Origin of the sequence: Myceligenerans pegani (genome assembly GCF_014892515.1) — a bacterium.
GTDB classification, from domain to species: domain Bacteria; phylum Actinomycetota; class Actinomycetes; order Actinomycetales; family Cellulomonadaceae; genus Myceligenerans; species Myceligenerans pegani.
The window spans coordinates 14,517-29,998 of the sequence record NZ_JADBGR010000019.1; the positions used below are offsets into that span (position 1 = coordinate 14,517).

General features: G+C 71.8%; 11 protein-coding genes. 4 read left to right on the top strand and 7 right to left on the bottom strand.

The features are described from left to right. Window positions 1-31: 31 nt before the first annotated feature. The 4 genes from purF to IIE03_RS01565 all read right to left on the bottom strand — a co-directional run bounded on the left by purF (window position 32) and on the right by IIE03_RS01565 (window position 6,904). Window positions 32-1,579, bottom strand: a complete 1,548-nt coding sequence (gene purF, locus IIE03_RS01550; protein ID WP_192860965.1) for an amidophosphoribosyltransferase — start codon at window positions 1,577-1,579, stop codon at window positions 32-34. A 102-nt stretch (window positions 1,580-1,681) separates the two neighbouring features. Next, complete coding sequence (locus IIE03_RS01555; RefSeq protein ID WP_192860966.1) at window positions 1,682-2,041, bottom strand: hypothetical protein; 360 nt, start codon at window positions 2,039-2,041, stop codon at window positions 1,682-1,684. 177 nt (window positions 2,042-2,218) lie between these two features. Then, a complete protein-coding gene (locus IIE03_RS01560) occupies window positions 2,219-6,262 on the bottom strand; it encodes an ExeM/NucH family extracellular endonuclease (RefSeq protein ID WP_318842736.1) in 4,044 nt (1,347 codons plus the stop codon). Between the two features lie 273 nt (window positions 6,263-6,535). Beyond that, the gene (locus tag IIE03_RS01565) at window positions 6,536-6,904 is read right to left on the bottom strand and encodes a sterol carrier family protein (protein WP_192860967.1); all 369 of its coding nucleotides are present in this window, start codon (window positions 6,902-6,904) and stop codon (window positions 6,536-6,538) included. Window positions 6,905-6,957: 53 nt separating this feature from the next. Between IIE03_RS01565 and IIE03_RS01570 the strand changes: the two genes are divergently transcribed. Continuing rightward, window positions 6,958-8,070, top strand: a complete 1,113-nt coding sequence (locus IIE03_RS01570; protein ID WP_192860968.1) for an endonuclease/exonuclease/phosphatase family protein — start codon at window positions 6,958-6,960, stop codon at window positions 8,068-8,070. 40 nt (window positions 8,071-8,110) lie between these two features. Here IIE03_RS01570 and IIE03_RS01575 read toward each other — a convergent pair whose 3' ends face one another. Together IIE03_RS01575 and purL are read right to left on the bottom strand one after the other, a co-directional pair. Next, a complete protein-coding gene (locus IIE03_RS01575) occupies window positions 8,111-9,871 on the bottom strand; it encodes an RNB domain-containing ribonuclease (protein WP_318842737.1) in 1,761 nt (586 codons plus the stop codon). Between the two features lie 51 nt (window positions 9,872-9,922). Beyond that, on the bottom strand, window positions 9,923-12,244 hold the full coding sequence (gene purL / locus IIE03_RS01580; RefSeq protein WP_192860969.1) for a phosphoribosylformylglycinamidine synthase subunit PurL: 2,322 nt from the start codon (window positions 12,242-12,244) through the stop codon (window positions 9,923-9,925). Between the two features lie 364 nt (window positions 12,245-12,608). On the opposite strand from purL, the gene IIE03_RS01585 reads away from it, so the two are divergent. Further along, window positions 12,609-13,370 carry a T6SS immunity protein Tdi1 domain-containing protein gene (locus IIE03_RS01585; protein ID WP_192860970.1) on the top strand — a complete coding sequence of 254 codons (762 nt, stop codon included), beginning with the start codon at window positions 12,609-12,611 and terminating at the stop codon, window positions 13,368-13,370. Here IIE03_RS01585 and IIE03_RS01590 read toward each other — a convergent pair. Then, window positions 13,319-13,960, bottom strand: coding sequence for a 13E12 repeat family protein (locus IIE03_RS01590; protein ID WP_192860971.1), 642 nt, complete (start codon window positions 13,958-13,960; stop codon window positions 13,319-13,321). The genes IIE03_RS01585 and IIE03_RS01590 overlap by 52 nt on opposite strands. 94 nt (window positions 13,961-14,054) lie before the next feature. Here IIE03_RS01590 and IIE03_RS01595 point away from each other — a divergent pair, with 94 nt between their 5' ends. Continuing rightward, complete coding sequence (locus IIE03_RS01595) at window positions 14,055-14,819, top strand: DUF2599 domain-containing protein (protein ID WP_318842738.1); 765 nt, start codon at window positions 14,055-14,057, stop codon at window positions 14,817-14,819. 305 nt (window positions 14,820-15,124) lie between these two features. Continuing rightward, a complete protein-coding gene (locus IIE03_RS01600) occupies window positions 15,125-15,478 on the top strand; it encodes a hypothetical protein (RefSeq protein WP_192860972.1) in 354 nt (117 codons plus the stop codon). Window positions 15,479-15,482 lie beyond the last annotated feature (4 nt).

Consider the following 15,482-nt stretch of genomic DNA (forward strand, 5'->3'; position numbering starts at 1 on the left):
TGGTGCGCCGACGCGCCACGAGCCGTTCGTCTCACGGGCGGTCGAGCGCGCCCGCTCCGCCGGCGGAGACCGCCAGGGTCGACAGGCCGTCCTCCGGGGCGCCCAGCGGGAGTTCGGCCTGTTCGAGCAGGTGCTTGCCGAGCCGGTCGTCGGAGGGCAACTCGATCGGGTACCTGCCGGTGAAGCAGGCCGCGCACAACTGGGACGCGGGCTGCTCGGTCGCGCTGATCATGCCTTCGGTCGAGATGTAGCCCAGGCTGTCGGCGCCGAGCGACTGCCCGATCTCCTCCACGCCGAGCCCATTGGCGATGAGCTCGGCGCGCGACGCGAAGTCGATGCCGTAGAAGCACGGCCACTTCACGGGCGGCGAGGAGATGCGCACGTGTACCTCGGCGGCCCCGGCCTCGCGCAGCATGCGGACCAGGGCCCGCTGCGTGTTGCCGCGCACGATCGAGTCGTCGACCACCACGAGGCGCTTGCCCCGCACGTTCTCGCGCAGGGGGTTGAGCTTCAGCCGGATCCCGAGCTGCCGCAGGGTGTCGGACGGCTGGATGAACGTGCGCCCGACGTACGCGTTCTTGGTGAGCCCCTGTCCGAACGGGATGCCGGACTCGGTGGCGTACCCGATGGCAGCGGGCGTGCCCGACTCCGGCGTCGCGATGACGAGGTCCGCGTCGACGGGGTGCTCGCGGGCGAGCGCACGCCCCATCTCGACGCGCGCCGCGTGCACGGAGCGCCCGTTCAGAGTGTGGTCCGGCCGCGCCAGATAGACGTACTCGAAGACGCAGCTCGCTCGCTCGGCGGGCGCGAACCGCGTCGAGCGGAGTCCTTCGGCGTCGATGCAGATCAGCTCGCCCGGTTCGACGTCGCGCACGTAGGAGGCTCCGACGATGTCCAGCGCGGGCGTCTCGGAGGCGACCACCCAGCCACGCTCGAGGCGGCCCAGGACCAGAGGGCGCACTCCTTGCGGGTCCCGGGCCGCGTAGAGCGTCCTCTCGTCCATGAAGACGAGCGAGAACGCGCCGCGCAGCCGCGGGAGCACCTCGAGCGCCGTCGTCTCGAGGGTGTGATCGGCGTCTCCGGCGAGCAGGGCGGTGATGAGGGCGGTGTCCGTGGTGTTCCCGCGGGCGAGCTCGCCGCGGCGCTGGGCGCCGTACCGCTCGGCGACGAGATCCACGAGCTCGGCGGAGTTGATCAGGTTGCCGTTGTGGCCGAGCGCGACGGTACCCGACGCCGTCGGGCCGAGGGTGGGCTGCGCGTTCTCCCACGTGACCCCACCTGTCGTGGAGTAACGGCAGTGACCGAGGGCGATGTGACCGGTCAGGGCGTTGAGCGCGGTCTCGTCGAAGACCTGGGACACGAGGCCCATGTCCTTGTAGACGAGAATCTGGTCACCGTTGCTGGTGGCAATCCCCGCGGACTCCTGGCCGCGGTGCTGGAGCGCGTACAGCCCGAAGTAGGTGAGCTTGGCGACTTCCTCGCCGGGGGCCCATACTCCGAAGACGCCACAGGCGTCCTGGGGACCCTTCTCCCCGGGCATCAGATCGTGGTTCAGGCGGCCGTCCGGGCGCAGAGGCATGCCACGAGTATCCCATGTCGGCGGCAGGGCGCCGCCGCCCCTGTCTCCGGGTGGGTGTGTGACGTGCACGACCCTCGCAGCGGTCTCGTGGCGTGGAGCGGCTCAGCGGCGGGAGCGGGCTCGCTCGTACCGGCGGAGGCTCCGGCGGTCCGCCAGGATCGCCAGCAGCCCCGCCGCGAGCGTCGTGAGAGTCCCGGTGAAGGCCGTGATCACCGCGACGTACACGCCCGGCTTCAGCATCCCGGCCGCCTCCGGGGTCCCGACGGCATACCAGCCGAGCGCCAGACCGATCACGATCCCCACGACGGCACCGACCATCAGGAACCTGCCGTACCGGGGTGCCCGGCGAACGTCCGCCGGGTCGACCACGTCGTGCAGGTGCACCTCGGCACGCGGGTCCGCACCGGTCCGGTCCTCGGGCTCCGGGCCGGTCTGCGGCGCGGTCGAGGGAGAGTCGCTCACGGGTCCAGCCTAACGACTGGCGCGCCGGTGCTCACACGAGCGAGCGGCGTCCCGACAGCGCCGAGCGGCCGGTCGTGCACGACGACCGGCCGCTCGACACCCTGGTCACAGGCTCGCTGATCCCTCACTTGGGCACTCGGTGACCGGCCATCGGGCGATCGACCACCGAGTCGTGGATCACCCGCCGACAGGCGCCCACGGGTTGGCCCACCACCGGATGGCCGGGGACCAGTGGATGTTCGGGCGCTTGGCCTCGTAGAGCTGACCCCGGTACATCACCCGGTCGCCCCACCAGTAGAGCTTCCACGGATGCCACTCGGGGGCCGACGGCGTGGCGTCCTCGATCGTGACGGGCACCTCGATGCTCGTACCGGACGGTTCCGCGACGACGTGCAGCAGATACCCGCCCGCGGTCGTGTCGGCCGGGACGGTCGCGGTGACCGAGGTGGCGCCGTCGGACACCGGGAACGTGCCGAGCGACGTGCCCTGGGAGACGTCCTCGCCGACGGCGGCCAGGACGGCCTCGGCCTCCGTGTTCCGCGGGGCGCCGAGCGACGTGAGGTCGAGCTCCGAGAGCTCCACGGCCACCTCGCCGCCCGCCGCGACCGTGCCCGGGAGGGCATCGACGACGGCGTGCGACCGCGCGAACGACGGGGACAGCGGCGAGTTCGACTCGATGTACCCGATCCAGGCCTCCCGGTCCACGAGACCCGAGTCCCGCAGGTCCGTCCCCTCCCTGAAGACGCGGAAGTTGTCGCCGCCCGACGTCAGGAACGAGAAGGTGGCGACGCGGTACTCCGCCGCCGGGTCGACCGGGACGCCGTCGATGGTGACGGACGAGACGTTGTCGCCCGGGGTGGCGTTCGGGTCGTCGGTGGACGCCGTGTACGAGACGTTGTCCGAGAGCCCGAGAGCCAGGTACGGGCGGGACGGACGGTTGCCGTTCGCGTCCGTCTGCCACTGCTGCTCCAGCAGCGTCTCGATCTGCGCGCCGGTCAGCGTGACCGTGTGCAGGTTGTTGACGAACGGCAGCACGGCGTTGGCCTCGGCGTACGTGACCACGCCGTCCCCCTCCGCGCCCGAGGCCGCGTAGAACAGCTCGCTGCGCAGTCCGCCGGGGTTCACGACCCCGAGGTCGGCGCCGCCGCGCTCCTCGCTCGCGAGCGAGTCCCGCAGCGCGTTCGCGACGAGGTTCCCGAGCGCCGACTCCGACGCGCGGTCGTCACGGTTGCCACCGGTCCAGACACCGTCCGTGTACTGGCCGCCCGCGAACGCGGTGGTGATGTCCGCCGTGACCGCGCCGACCGGCTGCGCGCCGATCTCCTCGGCCTCCGCGAGCGCGGCCCGGACGATCGTGTCCACCTCCGCGACGCGCGGATAGGTCGCGATCAGCTCCGCGTCGGGCGTCTGCGTGCGGGCGACGTTCTCCGCGGTGTAGTCCGTGACCTCGAAGGTCTCGGTGTCGACCGTGAGTGTCACGTGGCCCAGGTTGGCGCCGTAGTCGCCGGTCTGGATGATCGGCCGGGTGACGCCGTCGGTGCCGGGCACCGGGGCGTCCCACGCGTACTCCTTGTGGGTGTGACCGGTGAAGATCGCGGCGACGCGCGGATCGGTGTTCTGGACCATGTCCGCGAACGGGCCGCCGGCGGCGACCTCCTCCTCCAGCGTGGCGCCGTCCGGCGTGCCCATGCTCGCGCCGTCGTGGGTCATCGCCACGACGAGGTCGGCCTCGCCGTTGTCGACGTCACCGTCCAGAAGTTCGTCGGTCACCCGGTTGATCGCCTCGACGGGGTTGCCGAACTCGAGCCCCTCGATCCCGGCCGGGGTGACGAGCGTGGGCGTCTCCTCGGTGACGACGCCGACGAAGCCGACGTCGATCCCGCCGATCTCCTGCACCGAGTACTCCGGGAGCGCCGGCTCGCCCGTGGCCTCGTCGTAGACGTTGGCGCCCAGGTAGTCCCAGTCCGCCGCCTCGGTGACGCGACCGGTGAGGTCGTCCATCCCCTGGTCGAACTCGTGGTTGCCCACCGCCGACGCAGCCAGCTCGAGCGCGTTCAGCACGTCGATCGTCGGCTGGTCCTGCTGCAGCGCCGAGGCGAACAGCGAGGCGCCGATGTTGTCACCCGCGGAGATGAAGGCGGTCGCGTCCGGGTTCCCCGCGCGGATCTCCTCGACCGTCCCGGCGAACGCGACGGTGTTGCCGTCGATCCGGCCGTGGAAGTCGTTGATGTCCACCAGGTCGATCGTCGTCGTCCCGGGCTCCGACGTGTCTCCGGTCAGGTCGAGGCCGACCAGGAGCGGATCGTGGTCGGAGGACCGGAACGGCGACTCGTCGTACAGGATCGTCGCGTTGTAGTTGTACCGGCTGTACTCGTTCGCGACGGGCTCGTACGCGTTGATGTTCCAGATGTCCGTGCCGGTCACGACCTCGGCCGCACCCGGGGAGGCCAGCACGTGGTCGAGCGAGCCGACCTGCCCGCCGTAGCTGTACGAGTACTCGCCGGTGGCCGCCCCGAGGTCGACGTAGCCGGCGTCGGTCATGACCTGGATCGGGTCCTCCTGCTCGTAGGCGTTGAAGTCGCCCACGAGCAGCACCTTGTCCGTGCCCGCCGCGGCGGCGCGCTCCTCGGCGAACGCCACGAGCGACGTCGCCTGGCGGACGCGGGACTCGTTCGAGTTGCCCTGCCCGTCGCCCTGGTCCTCGTCGCCGGGCCACGGTCCGACCGATCCCTTGGACTTGAAGTGGTTCGAGATCACGAGGACGTCGTCGCTCGCGTCGGCTGCCCCGCCGGCCGGCTGGAAGACCTGCGCGAGCGGCTGACGCGCGTTGCCGAACGCCTCGTCACCGACCAGCATGTGCGACTCGCCCACGGGCTCGGCCGCACCGGTCCGGTAGATGAACGCGTTGCGGATCACGTCGTCCTCGGCCGCCGCCGGCACCTCGGCCGGCGACGCGGTGTACGCCCAGGTACCGGCGCCGTCGTACGCGTTGAGCGCGTCCACGAGGTCGCTGAGCGCCTGGTCACGGTCCTTGCCGAGGAAGTGGCGGGAGTTCTCGATCTCCTCGAGCGAGACGACGTCGGCGCCGAGCGCGGAGATCGCGCGCACGATCTTGACCTGCTGGCGCTCCAGGTCCTCGTCCTCGGCGGCGCCACGCGCGTCGCAACCACCCGACACCGTGACCGGATCGCCGGCACGGTCGGTGTAGTACGTGCAGCCCTCCAGCTCGTCGCCCGTCGTCGTGAAGTAGTTCAGGACGTTGAAGGTGGCGACCTGCAGCGAACCGCCCACCTCGGCGGGCGCCGGCTCACGGGTGTCCTCGAACGTCGCGGGCCGGACAGTGTCCGCGGTGTCCGGCGTGAGCTGGCCCTGCGGCTGGAGGCCCCAGGCGCTGTAGCGGTAGTCGAGCACGACCGGCGCCGTGAACTCGACGGGCGCGCCCACTCGTACGGGGGCGCCCCCGGTGAGCCAGGGCAGCGGCTTCGACTTGTTCGACGCGGAGTTGTAGTTCCACGAGGATCCGTCGTCGAGCAGCAGCTCGCGGGCCGCGTTGTCCGCGATCTGCGCCTCGTACTCGGCCGAGAGCGGGCGGCCGACCGAGGTGGGCTGCACCAGCGGCGAGTCCCCCGCGGCCAGGCCGATCGTGCCGTAGTAGTTGGTCTGGTAGTTGTCGGTGACGGTGAACTCGCCCTGCGGCGCCAGCAGCATGCCCTCCAGGGCCTCGCGTTCGGCGTCCGTGGCCGGCCAGTCCGTCCGCAGCGGCTCGACGGCGGCGCCGTCGTCCAGCACCGTCCACGAGTCCGGGGTGATCTCCGTCAGGCCGTAGTACTCGGACACCTCGCCCGTGACCTCGACCGAGTCTCCGACCGACAGCTCCGAGGCCGCCGCCGACGAGTACACGAAGATGCCGTCCGACGCCCCGGGTGTCGGATCGCCGGCCGGGTCTCCGCCGGTCCCGGAGGTCTGGAGGTAGAGGCCGTTGAACCCGCCGGTCGGGTAGGCGGCCGTCACGACGCCGCGCGTCGTGACGGTCTGCCCGGCCATCGGGGACGCGTCGCCGGTGCCCTGGATCTCCGCGATCGGCGTGACATCCTCCTCGTCGGCGAGGGCGGGTGCCGAGAACACGGCGGTGGTGGGAACGACGAGCGCGGCCGCGAGGCAGGCCGCCAGGGCCCGCCGGCGCTCGACCGGTCGCTTCGACCGGAGCGTGCTGGGTCTCACGCTGACTCCTTCAGCAATAGAGGGCCGCTACGCGGCCGGGGGGACAGCACTGCCTTGTGGTGCGCGACGCCGATCGGCGCCACCGCGGCCCGTCGCGTCGCAGGAGCACACACTGCCAGGCACGGACACGGATCCAAACCAACCAGTACACCGTGAACCACCGGTTACGGCGGGGATAAAACCGCCCCGCCCGCCGAGCGAACACCGCTTCGATCGCGCACCCGTGAGAGTAGTGGGGGTCACCGACATCCACACGCGCCAGGCGGTTTCGCGTCAGCTCACCCGGAGCCGCAGCGGTACGAGCCCCGAGAGGTCCGAACGCTCCCCGGAGGCCGCGACACGCCCGTCGGCGACGGCATCTTCCCAGTTCACGCGCCCTGTGACGAGCCCGAGCCACGTCTCGGGATCGGTCTCGACCACGTTCGGCGGCGTGCCCCGCGTGTGGCGGGGACCCGCCACCGCCTGCACCGCTCCGGCCGGCGGGACACGCACCTCGACGGCATTGCCCGGGGCGACGTCGGCCAGTTCCTCGAGCGTGAACCGTACCGCCGTCGTGACGTCACGGCGCTCGGCCGACCCCTCTGCCCACGCCACGAGCGCGGCTCGACCGGTCACGGGATCCGTACGACGGCGGGATGGCATGGGGCAAGCATAGAGGTCGCGACCCCTCGGGAAAGTTGTGGCACTCTTCGCGAATGACCCACCACAGCGACGCGTACGCGCCGCCGGCGTTCCCGGAGCCGCGCCGACCGGGGTACGGCGGCCCGGGCGACAGGAACCGCGACGGCGAGGAGTACGACGGCGACCGGCGGGACGGCCCGGGCCGCGGGCAGCGGATCGTCACCTGGCTCGTATGGCTCTGTGCGATCCCCGTCCTGGCGGTCCTCGGCTCACGCGCGCTGCCCGACGACGGCATCACCCCCGTCGCTCAGCTGGTGCCGTTCTTCCCGTACGCCGTGCTCGTCGCCGTTCCGCTGCTCGTGCTCGCCGTCATGGGCCGGCGATACGTGCTGGCGGTCGTCCTGGTCGTCTGCGTGACCCTGGGCGGCTACGTCGTGGCGTCGGCCTTCATCCCTGGGGAACGGCAGGCCTTCGCCGCAGATCCTCGCGACGCGGGGACGCTCCGGGTGATGACGGTCAACGTGCTGTACGGTTCCGCGAACGCCGAGTGGATCGTCGAGACCGTCCGGGCGGAGGGGGTGGAGATCCTCGCGGTCCAGGAGCTCACGCCGGAGTTCGGCGAGGCCCTTGCCGACGCGGGGCTCGGTGAGTTGCTGCCCCATCAGGTGACCGGCAAGGTCGAGACCGGCAGCCCGGCGGGCAGCGGCCTCTACTCGGCGCTCGAACTCACGGAGCAGGAGGGTGGCGAGTCCTCGACCTTCGCGATGCCCTCGGCGGTGGTGGACGCCGGCGGCCTGGACGTGCGGATCCGTAACATCCATCCCGTTCCCCCGATGCCGGGGAACATCGCCACCTGGAAACGGGAACTGCGCGAGATCCGTCAGGTGGCCCGTTCGGACACGATGGCCCAGATCATGCTCGGGGACTTCAACGCGACCCACGACCACGCGTCCTTCCGCGACGTCCTCGGCGACCGCTTCCGCGATGCCTGGCGGGAGACGGGCGCGGGACTCGAGCGCACCTGGCCCGAGGGCAAGACCCTTCCCGTGCTGGACACGCAGATCCCGGCGCTGATCGCCGTCGACCATGTCGTCGTGGAGAGTTCGATGGGGGTGGCCGACGTCCGGTCACGGATCGTGCCGGGCGCCGACCACCGCGCGGTCCTGTCGACGATCGTGGTGCGCTGACGCCACCGATGTCGGCGACGCCTGCGGCCACGCCGGCGACTCAGTGCGTGCGGGTCCACTCCCGGGGCAGGGGCACCTGGCCGCCTCCGGCCGCCGGGACGCCGCCCTCGCGCAGCTCGGACACCTCCGGCAGCTCGGACGACGCGGCCCCGGCCGTCGCGGCGGGCTCGTCCGCCGGCTCGGCCGGCTCTTCCGTCCGGGCCGGCTCTTCCGTCCGAGCAGGTTCGGCCGGCACGCCCCACTCCGCGGGCCTGATGGGCTCGGCCTGTGCCGCCGCGACCTGGCCCGCGCCACCGGCGGAACCGCCGCTGTCGGCGCCATCACCCACGAGAGCGAACTCGACCCGGTGCGCCTCGACGTCGGCCCGCACGAGCTTCACCCGGACCGCTTCCCCGAGCGGCAGACCGGGGCCGACGACGGTGGCCCGGACCGCCGGCTCGGGCAGGACGACCGTGCCCCGTTCGTCGTCGACGTCCACGATCACGCCGTCGAACTCCTCACCGACCCGATCGTCGAGGAGCGTCGCCTCGACGATCTCGACGACGGCACGCTCGAACTCCGCCGCACGTCGGCCGGCCTCGGACATCTCCCGCGGCAGGGAACCGAGTGCGGTCAGCACCCAGTCGGGCACCGGGTCACCCGCGGCCAGGGCGAGGCACGTCTCGGTCGTGTAGCGGTCCACGAGCCGTCGCAGCGGCGCGGTCACGTGCGCGTAGTCGGTGGCGAGCGCGTGGTGCCGCGTGTCTGCGGGGACGGGGGTGTCGCCCGAGCCGTCCTCCGCCGGATGGCCGAACGCCACGTAGCCGGCGCCCCGGAACAGGGTCGTGGCCTCGTTGAGGAACGCCGCGTGCTGAGGAATCCGCGACTCGAGCGACCGGATCAGCTCCGCGTACGGCATCGCATCGGGCCAGTCGATCTCCAGGGCCCCCGCCGTCCGCCGCAGCCGCGCGAGGGCACGCTCGTCGGCCGGGGGGAGGGTACGCAGGATCCCCACGCCCGCCTCGCGCATCATCGTCGCCGCGGCCATCCCCGTGAGCAGCGAGATCTGTGCGTTCCAGGCCTCGACGGGCAGGGTACGACGGAATCCGAGCGTGAACGAGCCGTCCTCACCGCGCTCCACCACCTGCTCGGGCACGTCCAGCGAGACCCCGCCCCGCTCGCGCTCGAGATCCTGACGCAGGCGCCCGACGTCGGCGAGGAGCTGCAACGACTCGCTCGCCGTGCCGTCGTCCAGGGAAGCCTGTGCTTCCGCATACGTCAGCCGCACCCGGCTCCGGACCACCGCGCGCACGACGGTCGCCGACGTGATCTCCCCTCGCGAGTCGAGCCCGACGGTCCACAGGGCGGCGGGCCGGTCCTCGTCCGGCAGCAGGCTGGCCGCCCCCTCGGAGAGCAGTTTCGGGTGCAATGGCGTGCTCGTGTCCGGGCCGTAGACCGTGAGCCCGCGGCGATGCACCTCGGTGTCGAGCGGGCCGCCGGGCTCCACGAAGGCACCGAGATCCGCGATGGCGTACCGCACGAGGTAGCCGTCCCCCGACTGCGCGACGTGGACTGCCTGGTCGAGGTCGAGCGAGCCGGGCGGATCGATGGTGACCAGCTCGATGTCGCGACGGTCCTGGCGGGCGACGCCGTCGGCACCGTTCGGGTCCGGCGCGACCGCGCGCTCCGCGACGGAACGCGACTCGTCGAGGACGTCGGCGGGAAACATCGGCGGAAGCCCGATCTCGGCGCGCAGCGCGGCGAGGGCGCCGACCACGCTGTCCGGCGTGGCGGGCGCGAGGCGCATCTGACGGTTCGGCATGCTGCCGAAACTACAGCGTGTGGCGAAACTCGCGACTTATCGGCGGGTGGGTCAGCCGAAGATCCTCGGAAGCGTGCCTTCGTGCGTCTCCCGCGCCTCGTCCAGGGGGATCTCGAAGTGTCCCTCGACCTCCACCGAGTCACCACCCGTCACCCCGAGCCGCAGGGCCGGCACGCCGTACTCGTCGGCGAGGTGGATCAGGTCACCCTCGTGATCCTGGGTCACCGCGACCAGCACGCGCGCGGTCGACTCGCTGAACAGCGCCACGAACGGGTCGACCTTGTCGCGCCCGGTCACACCCTCGAGCGCGATCCTGGCACCGACGCCGAACCGCAGCGACGCCTCGAGCACCGCCTGCGCGAGCCCGCCTTCCGACAGGTCGTGGGCGGCCACCTCGAGCTCGTCCTTGCGCGCCGCGACGAGCAGCGCCGCGAGCGCCCGCTCGGCCTCGAGGTCCACCTGCGGCGGCAGCCCGCCGAGATGTCCGTGCACGACGTCGGCCCACGCGGAGCCGTCCAGCTCGTCCCGTGTGGTGCCGAGCAGGATGACCGAGAGTCCTTCGGCGCGCCAGCCCGAGGGCAGCGCGGTACGCACGTCGTCGAGCACGCCGAGCACGCCCACGACGGGGGTCGGGTGGATCGCCGAGTCGATCTGCCCGGGCTCGCCCGTGCCGTTGTACAGGGAGACGTTGCCGCCGGTGACGGGCACGCCGAGCACCTGGCAGGCGTCCGCGAGGCCTTCGATCGCCTCCACGAGCTGCCACATGGAGTCGGGATGCTCCGGCGACCCGAAGTTCAGGCAGTCGGTGACGGCGAGCGGTTCGGCGCCGACGGTGGCGACGTTCCGGTACGCCTCCGCGAGGGCCAGCGCCGCCCCGGTGCGCGGGTCGAGTTTGCCGTAGCGGCCGTTCGCGTCCGTGGCGAGCGCCACGCCGAGGCCGGTGGCCTCGTCGACGCGGACGACGCCGCCGTCGTCGGGCTGGGCCAGTGCGGTGTTGCCCTGGACGAACCGGTCGTACTGGTCGGTCACCCAGGCCTTGGAGGCGAGGTTCGGGGAGCCGAGCAGACGCAGTGCGGTCTCCCGCAGTTCGTCACCCGAGCGAGGACGGGCGAGGCCGACGGCGAGGTTCCCGGCGGCGTTGAGTGCGTCCTGCCACTCCGGGCGGGCGTACGGCCGGTCGTAGACGGGGCCTTCGTGGGCCACGGTCGTCGGGTCGACGTCGACGATGCGCTGCCCGTGGTGGTCGATGGTCAGCCGGCCGCTGTCGTTGACCTCGCCGATGACGGCGGTCTCCACGTCCCACTTGCTCGTGATGGCGAGGAACTCGTCCAGCTTGTCGGGTCGGACCACGGCCATCATGCGCTCCTGGGACTCCGACATGAGGATCTCACCCGCGTTGAGCGTGGGGTCGCGCAGGAGGACGTCGTCGAGGTCGACGTGCATGCCGCCGTCGCCGTTCGAGGCGAGCTCGCTGGTGGCGCACGAGATGCCCGCGGCGCCGAGGTCCTGGATGCCCTCGACGACCTTCGCCCCGAACAGCTCGAGGCAGCACTCGATCAGCACCTTCTCCATGAAGGGGTCGCCCACCTGGACGGACGGTCGCTTCGCGGGGACGCCGTCCTCGAAGGTCTCACTGGCGAGGATCGAGGCGCCGCCGATTCCGTCACCGCCCGTCCGGGCGCCGAAGAGGACCACCTTGTTGCCCTTGCCGGACGCGTTGGCAAGGTGGATGTCCTCGTGGCGCAGCACGCCGAGGCAGAGCGCGTTGACCAGCGGGTTGCCCTGGTAGGAGCCGTCGAAGACGAGTTCGCCGCCCACGTTGGGCAGGCCGAGCGAATTTCCGTAGCCGCCGATGCCGCTCACCACGCCGTGCACGACGCGCCCGGTGTCCGGGTGCTCGACGTCACCGAACCGGAGCTGGTCCATGACGGCGACCGGCCGTGCTCCCATCGAGATGATGTCGCGCACGATGCCGCCGACGCCGGTCGCAGCGCCCTGGTACGGCTCCACGAACGACGGGTGGTTGTGGGACTCGACCTTGAAGGTCACCGCCCAGCCGTCGCCGATGTCGACGACGCCGGCGTTCTCCCCGATGCCGACGAGGAGATTCCGCTTCATCTCCTCGGTGACGCGTTCGCCGAACTTGCGCAGGTGCACCTTCGACGACTTGTAGGAGCAGTGCTCGCTCCACATCACCGAGTACATCGCGAGCTCGGCGGCCGTGGGACGGCGGCCGAGGATGTCGCGGATGCGCTGGTACTCGTCCTGCTTCAGACCCAGCTCGCCGAACGGCTGGACCTCGTCGGGCGTGGCCTTCGCATTCTCGACCGTGTCGAGAACGGGGCGGGCGGCCTGAGACGCGGGCGCGGTCATGTATCCCTCGCGTGCAGTGGGGGAGCGCAGAGCAACGGCTGCGCGGGAACGTTGCGCGGGAGGCGCGCGCACAGTCTATCCGCCGCGCGACGGGGGGCGCCCGATCGGGCCGGTGCGACGCGACTCTGCAGGTCGGAGACCATGGGACCGAACGACGACGGCGGAGGAGCGGCGGGCACGGAACCCCCGGCTCGAACTGTGACCCAGCTCATCGACCAAGGTCACGCTGTCGCGCGTGCCACAGCCGACCCTCCTTCGACCGCACATGCCGGATATGCCGCATTTATGCACCTCGCCGTGGCATAGAAAACCCATCGTGGCCAGGGGGTTTCGCATCCATACCACAAAGTGGTTTGATGCGCCCATGCAGATGCTTCGCACTTTTGCCAAGGATGCCTTCCGTTTCGGACTGGCCTCCTGGCGATGGCTGGGTATCAGCGGCAAGACCCCTCGCTTCACCACCTGCTTCGGCGACGTCTTCCTCGAGTCCCTCGAGGGCTGGTGGTTCCTGGACACGATGGAGGGAACGCTGGAGCTCCGCTGGACCACGGCGGTGGACATGTACGCGGAGCTCGAGGCGCCCGAGGGCCGTGCCACCTACCTCATGGACGATATCGTCCGGGACGCCGAGCAGCGCGGCATGCGCCTCGGGCGCAAGGACGTCTTCACCTTCAATCCGCATCCCGCGCTCGGCGGCGAGATGACGGTGGACAACCTCACGACGATGCGCTTCAGCCTCGCGCTCAACTGGGCCGGGACCATGCATGAGCAGCTTCGGCAGGCGCCCGTGAACTCCGTCCCGCAGCCGCAGGCATCGTCGACGCGCTGGGTCGTGGCCGCACCTCCCGTCCGCGTCGATACGGCGCACCCGGCCTACGCCGAGCCGCATCCGCCGACGGGCTCGTTCGCGATCACCGGGCCGTACGGTCACCACGTCCCGGCCGAGACCGGGGCCCATCACGTCGCGGACACCGGGACGTTCCCGCACTACGCCCCGCAGGACGCGTACGACGCCCCGCCCATGACCGGGCAGCACATGGCGACCACCCCCGCGCCGCGCGAGGACCCCCGGCCCTACGTGCAGGCCGGCGAGCCCCCGGCGTGGGACGACATCTGGCGCCGCTGACGCACCGAGTCCGCCCTGGCGGCGCGGCGCCTCGGCGCCCGCAGCCGGCGCTCCCGCTCCGTGCGGGCGATCAGGCTCAGCTCGGCCACCGTGGCCGTCCGCGCGTGCCGCAGCAGCCGCGTCTCCAGCGCGGCGCGCCCGCCGCGATGCAGCCCGTAGGTGTACCCCAGGATCGTCTGCGCGTGCCCGTAGGAGATCTTGCCGCCCCTCAGCGCCGCGAGGGTTCGCGGGTGCCGGCGCACCAGCGCGCGGGACTCCTCGACGAGACCCGCCGCCGCGTCCGGTGACACGCGCAGGATCTCCGCGAGTCGGTCCGCCACGATTCCCGCGGCGAGATCCTCGGCCTCCGCGGCCGCCGCGTCGCCGTCACCGACCGAGCCGGGAAGGATCTCCCCGACGTGCGTGCTCGCCCACTCCCCGAGTTCGCTCATCAGCACCGCACGCGAGGCCGCGAGGGACGCGAGCAGGGCGTCCACCGCCGCGACCGCGTCGATCGCCTCGGCCAGCGACCCGAACCCGTCCCGCTCCGGCCCCGCCGTGACCGCACCGCTCGTCACGACCGATCTGCTGGTGGTTGCACTACCGACCATGTGGTGACCCTCCTCGAACCCCGATTCGAACGTGTGTTCCAACAATAGCCCTGACCCTCGGGCGGCGCCACCGCACGTCCGGGAGAATGGCGTCGTGCGAGCCTCACACGTCCTCGTCGTCGCGGTCGCCGCGCTCGTCCTGGCCGCGCTCGTCGCGTCCCGCGCGGAAATCGGCGGCGACACCACCGGACCGGCGACCCCGACGTCGCCCACCCGGACGACGGCATCGCCGCCCCCGGACGACGGGGACGGCGGAGACACCGCGCGGACGCCGACCCCCGCGCCCCGGGAGCGTTCGACCGTCACCGTGGCGGGCGTCGTCCTGGAGATCGCGGCCACCGAGATCACGATCGGGGAGCCTCGGCCCGACGGCACCCGTCGTGTCACGGCGTCGGGGTCTCGCGCGTACTCGACCGGAACGCCCGGGGCGGACGTCGTCGAGCACGGCGACGAGAGCGTCACCGTGCTTCGCGACGGCATCCCCGTCGCCGCGCTCACGCCCGAGGGGCACGACAGGACGAAGCGCCCCGACGACTCGCCGTCGGGCACCGTCGCCCTCGTGCTCGGCGACGACGCGCTCGACTCCGCGACCTGGGCCGAGCGGGTGGGCGAGGGCGGCCTCTCACTCGCCGTCGTCCCCGAACCCTGGGTACGCGACGGCGGGGAGGCGACGCTCGAGCTGCTCGCCGCCCAGCTCGCCGCCGCGGAACCCGAGGCGGGCAGCGACGGGATGCGTGACCAGCTCGCCTGCCACCACCTGGGCGCCCCCGACAAGGCGTCGTGGAACCTGGAGCCGTGGCGTCCCGACGTCGGGATGTTCGGGACCATCGCGGCACGCTGCAATCCGACGGAGTCGTGACCGCGGGACGCGGGTGTCCGATATCGAACGACGATCACAAGGCGACACCGGGCCGTAATGGGATCGTGACGTAGCACGTCTCCGTTCGGCGTGCGAGCCGAGCCGTCATCAGGTTTCCTGGAAGTGGTGCGGGCGTCGGCAGAGGGCGTCGCGGCACCGAACGGACGTTGTCAGCAACCCCCGGCTGATCCTTGTACGGCCCCCGGGTCGTGGCAAGCACTACCCCCGCGTCCCCAGACCACGTGGGAGCCCCGTGCAGGGGCCACCAGCACCAGCACGGCAGAACCTCGGCAGGGAGGCTCCCCATGACTCGTGTATTCGCCCTGGGAACGATCGTCGCGATCGGCTGTGGCGTGCTCCTCGGCCTGACGCTCGCCTACGGCCAGTGGATGCTCGCCATCGGCGCGCTGATCCTCGGCGTGGGAGGAGCGACCGTCGTCGCCCTCGCAGCGCCCGAGCCCGAGCCCGCGATGGCACCGGTGACCCTCGGCGGCCCCGTCGTCCGCCCGACGATCGAGCTGGACGACGAGGCCGATGACGCGCTCGATGCCGCCCCGGCGTCCGGCAGCACCTCGGAGACGGCTCCGGAGACGGCCCCAGCGCCGGTGCCGGCGCTGCTGCCGCTCGATCAGGACCGCTCGATCCCGAGCGCGGCCTGACAGC

What these genes read in the sequence shown, in the direction of transcription:
- IIE03_RS01565 (WP_192860967.1), bottom strand. Translation starts at nt 6,904, where the DNA reads ATGCCATCCCGCCGTCGTACGGATCCCGTGACCGGTCGAGCCGCGCTC.
- purF (WP_192860965.1), bottom strand. Translation starts at nt 1,579, where the DNA reads ATGCCTCTGCGCCCGGACGGCCGCCTGAACCACGATCTGATGCCCGGG.
- IIE03_RS01575 (WP_318842737.1), bottom strand. Translation starts at nt 9,871, where the DNA reads ATGCCGAACCGTCAGATGCGCCTCGCGCCCGCCACGCCGGACAGCGTG.
- IIE03_RS01600 (WP_192860972.1), top strand. Translation starts at nt 15,125, where the DNA reads ATGACTCGTGTATTCGCCCTGGGAACGATCGTCGCGATCGGCTGTGGC.
- IIE03_RS01590 (WP_192860971.1), bottom strand. Translation starts at nt 13,960, where the DNA reads ATGGTCGGTAGTGCAACCACCAGCAGATCGGTCGTGACGAGCGGTGCG.
- IIE03_RS01570 (WP_192860968.1), top strand. Translation starts at nt 6,958, where the DNA reads ATGACCCACCACAGCGACGCGTACGCGCCGCCGGCGTTCCCGGAGCCG.
- purL (WP_192860969.1), bottom strand. Translation starts at nt 12,244, where the DNA reads ATGACCGCGCCCGCGTCTCAGGCCGCCCGCCCCGTTCTCGACACGGTC.
- IIE03_RS01585 (WP_192860970.1), top strand. Translation starts at nt 12,609, where the DNA reads ATGCAGATGCTTCGCACTTTTGCCAAGGATGCCTTCCGTTTCGGACTG.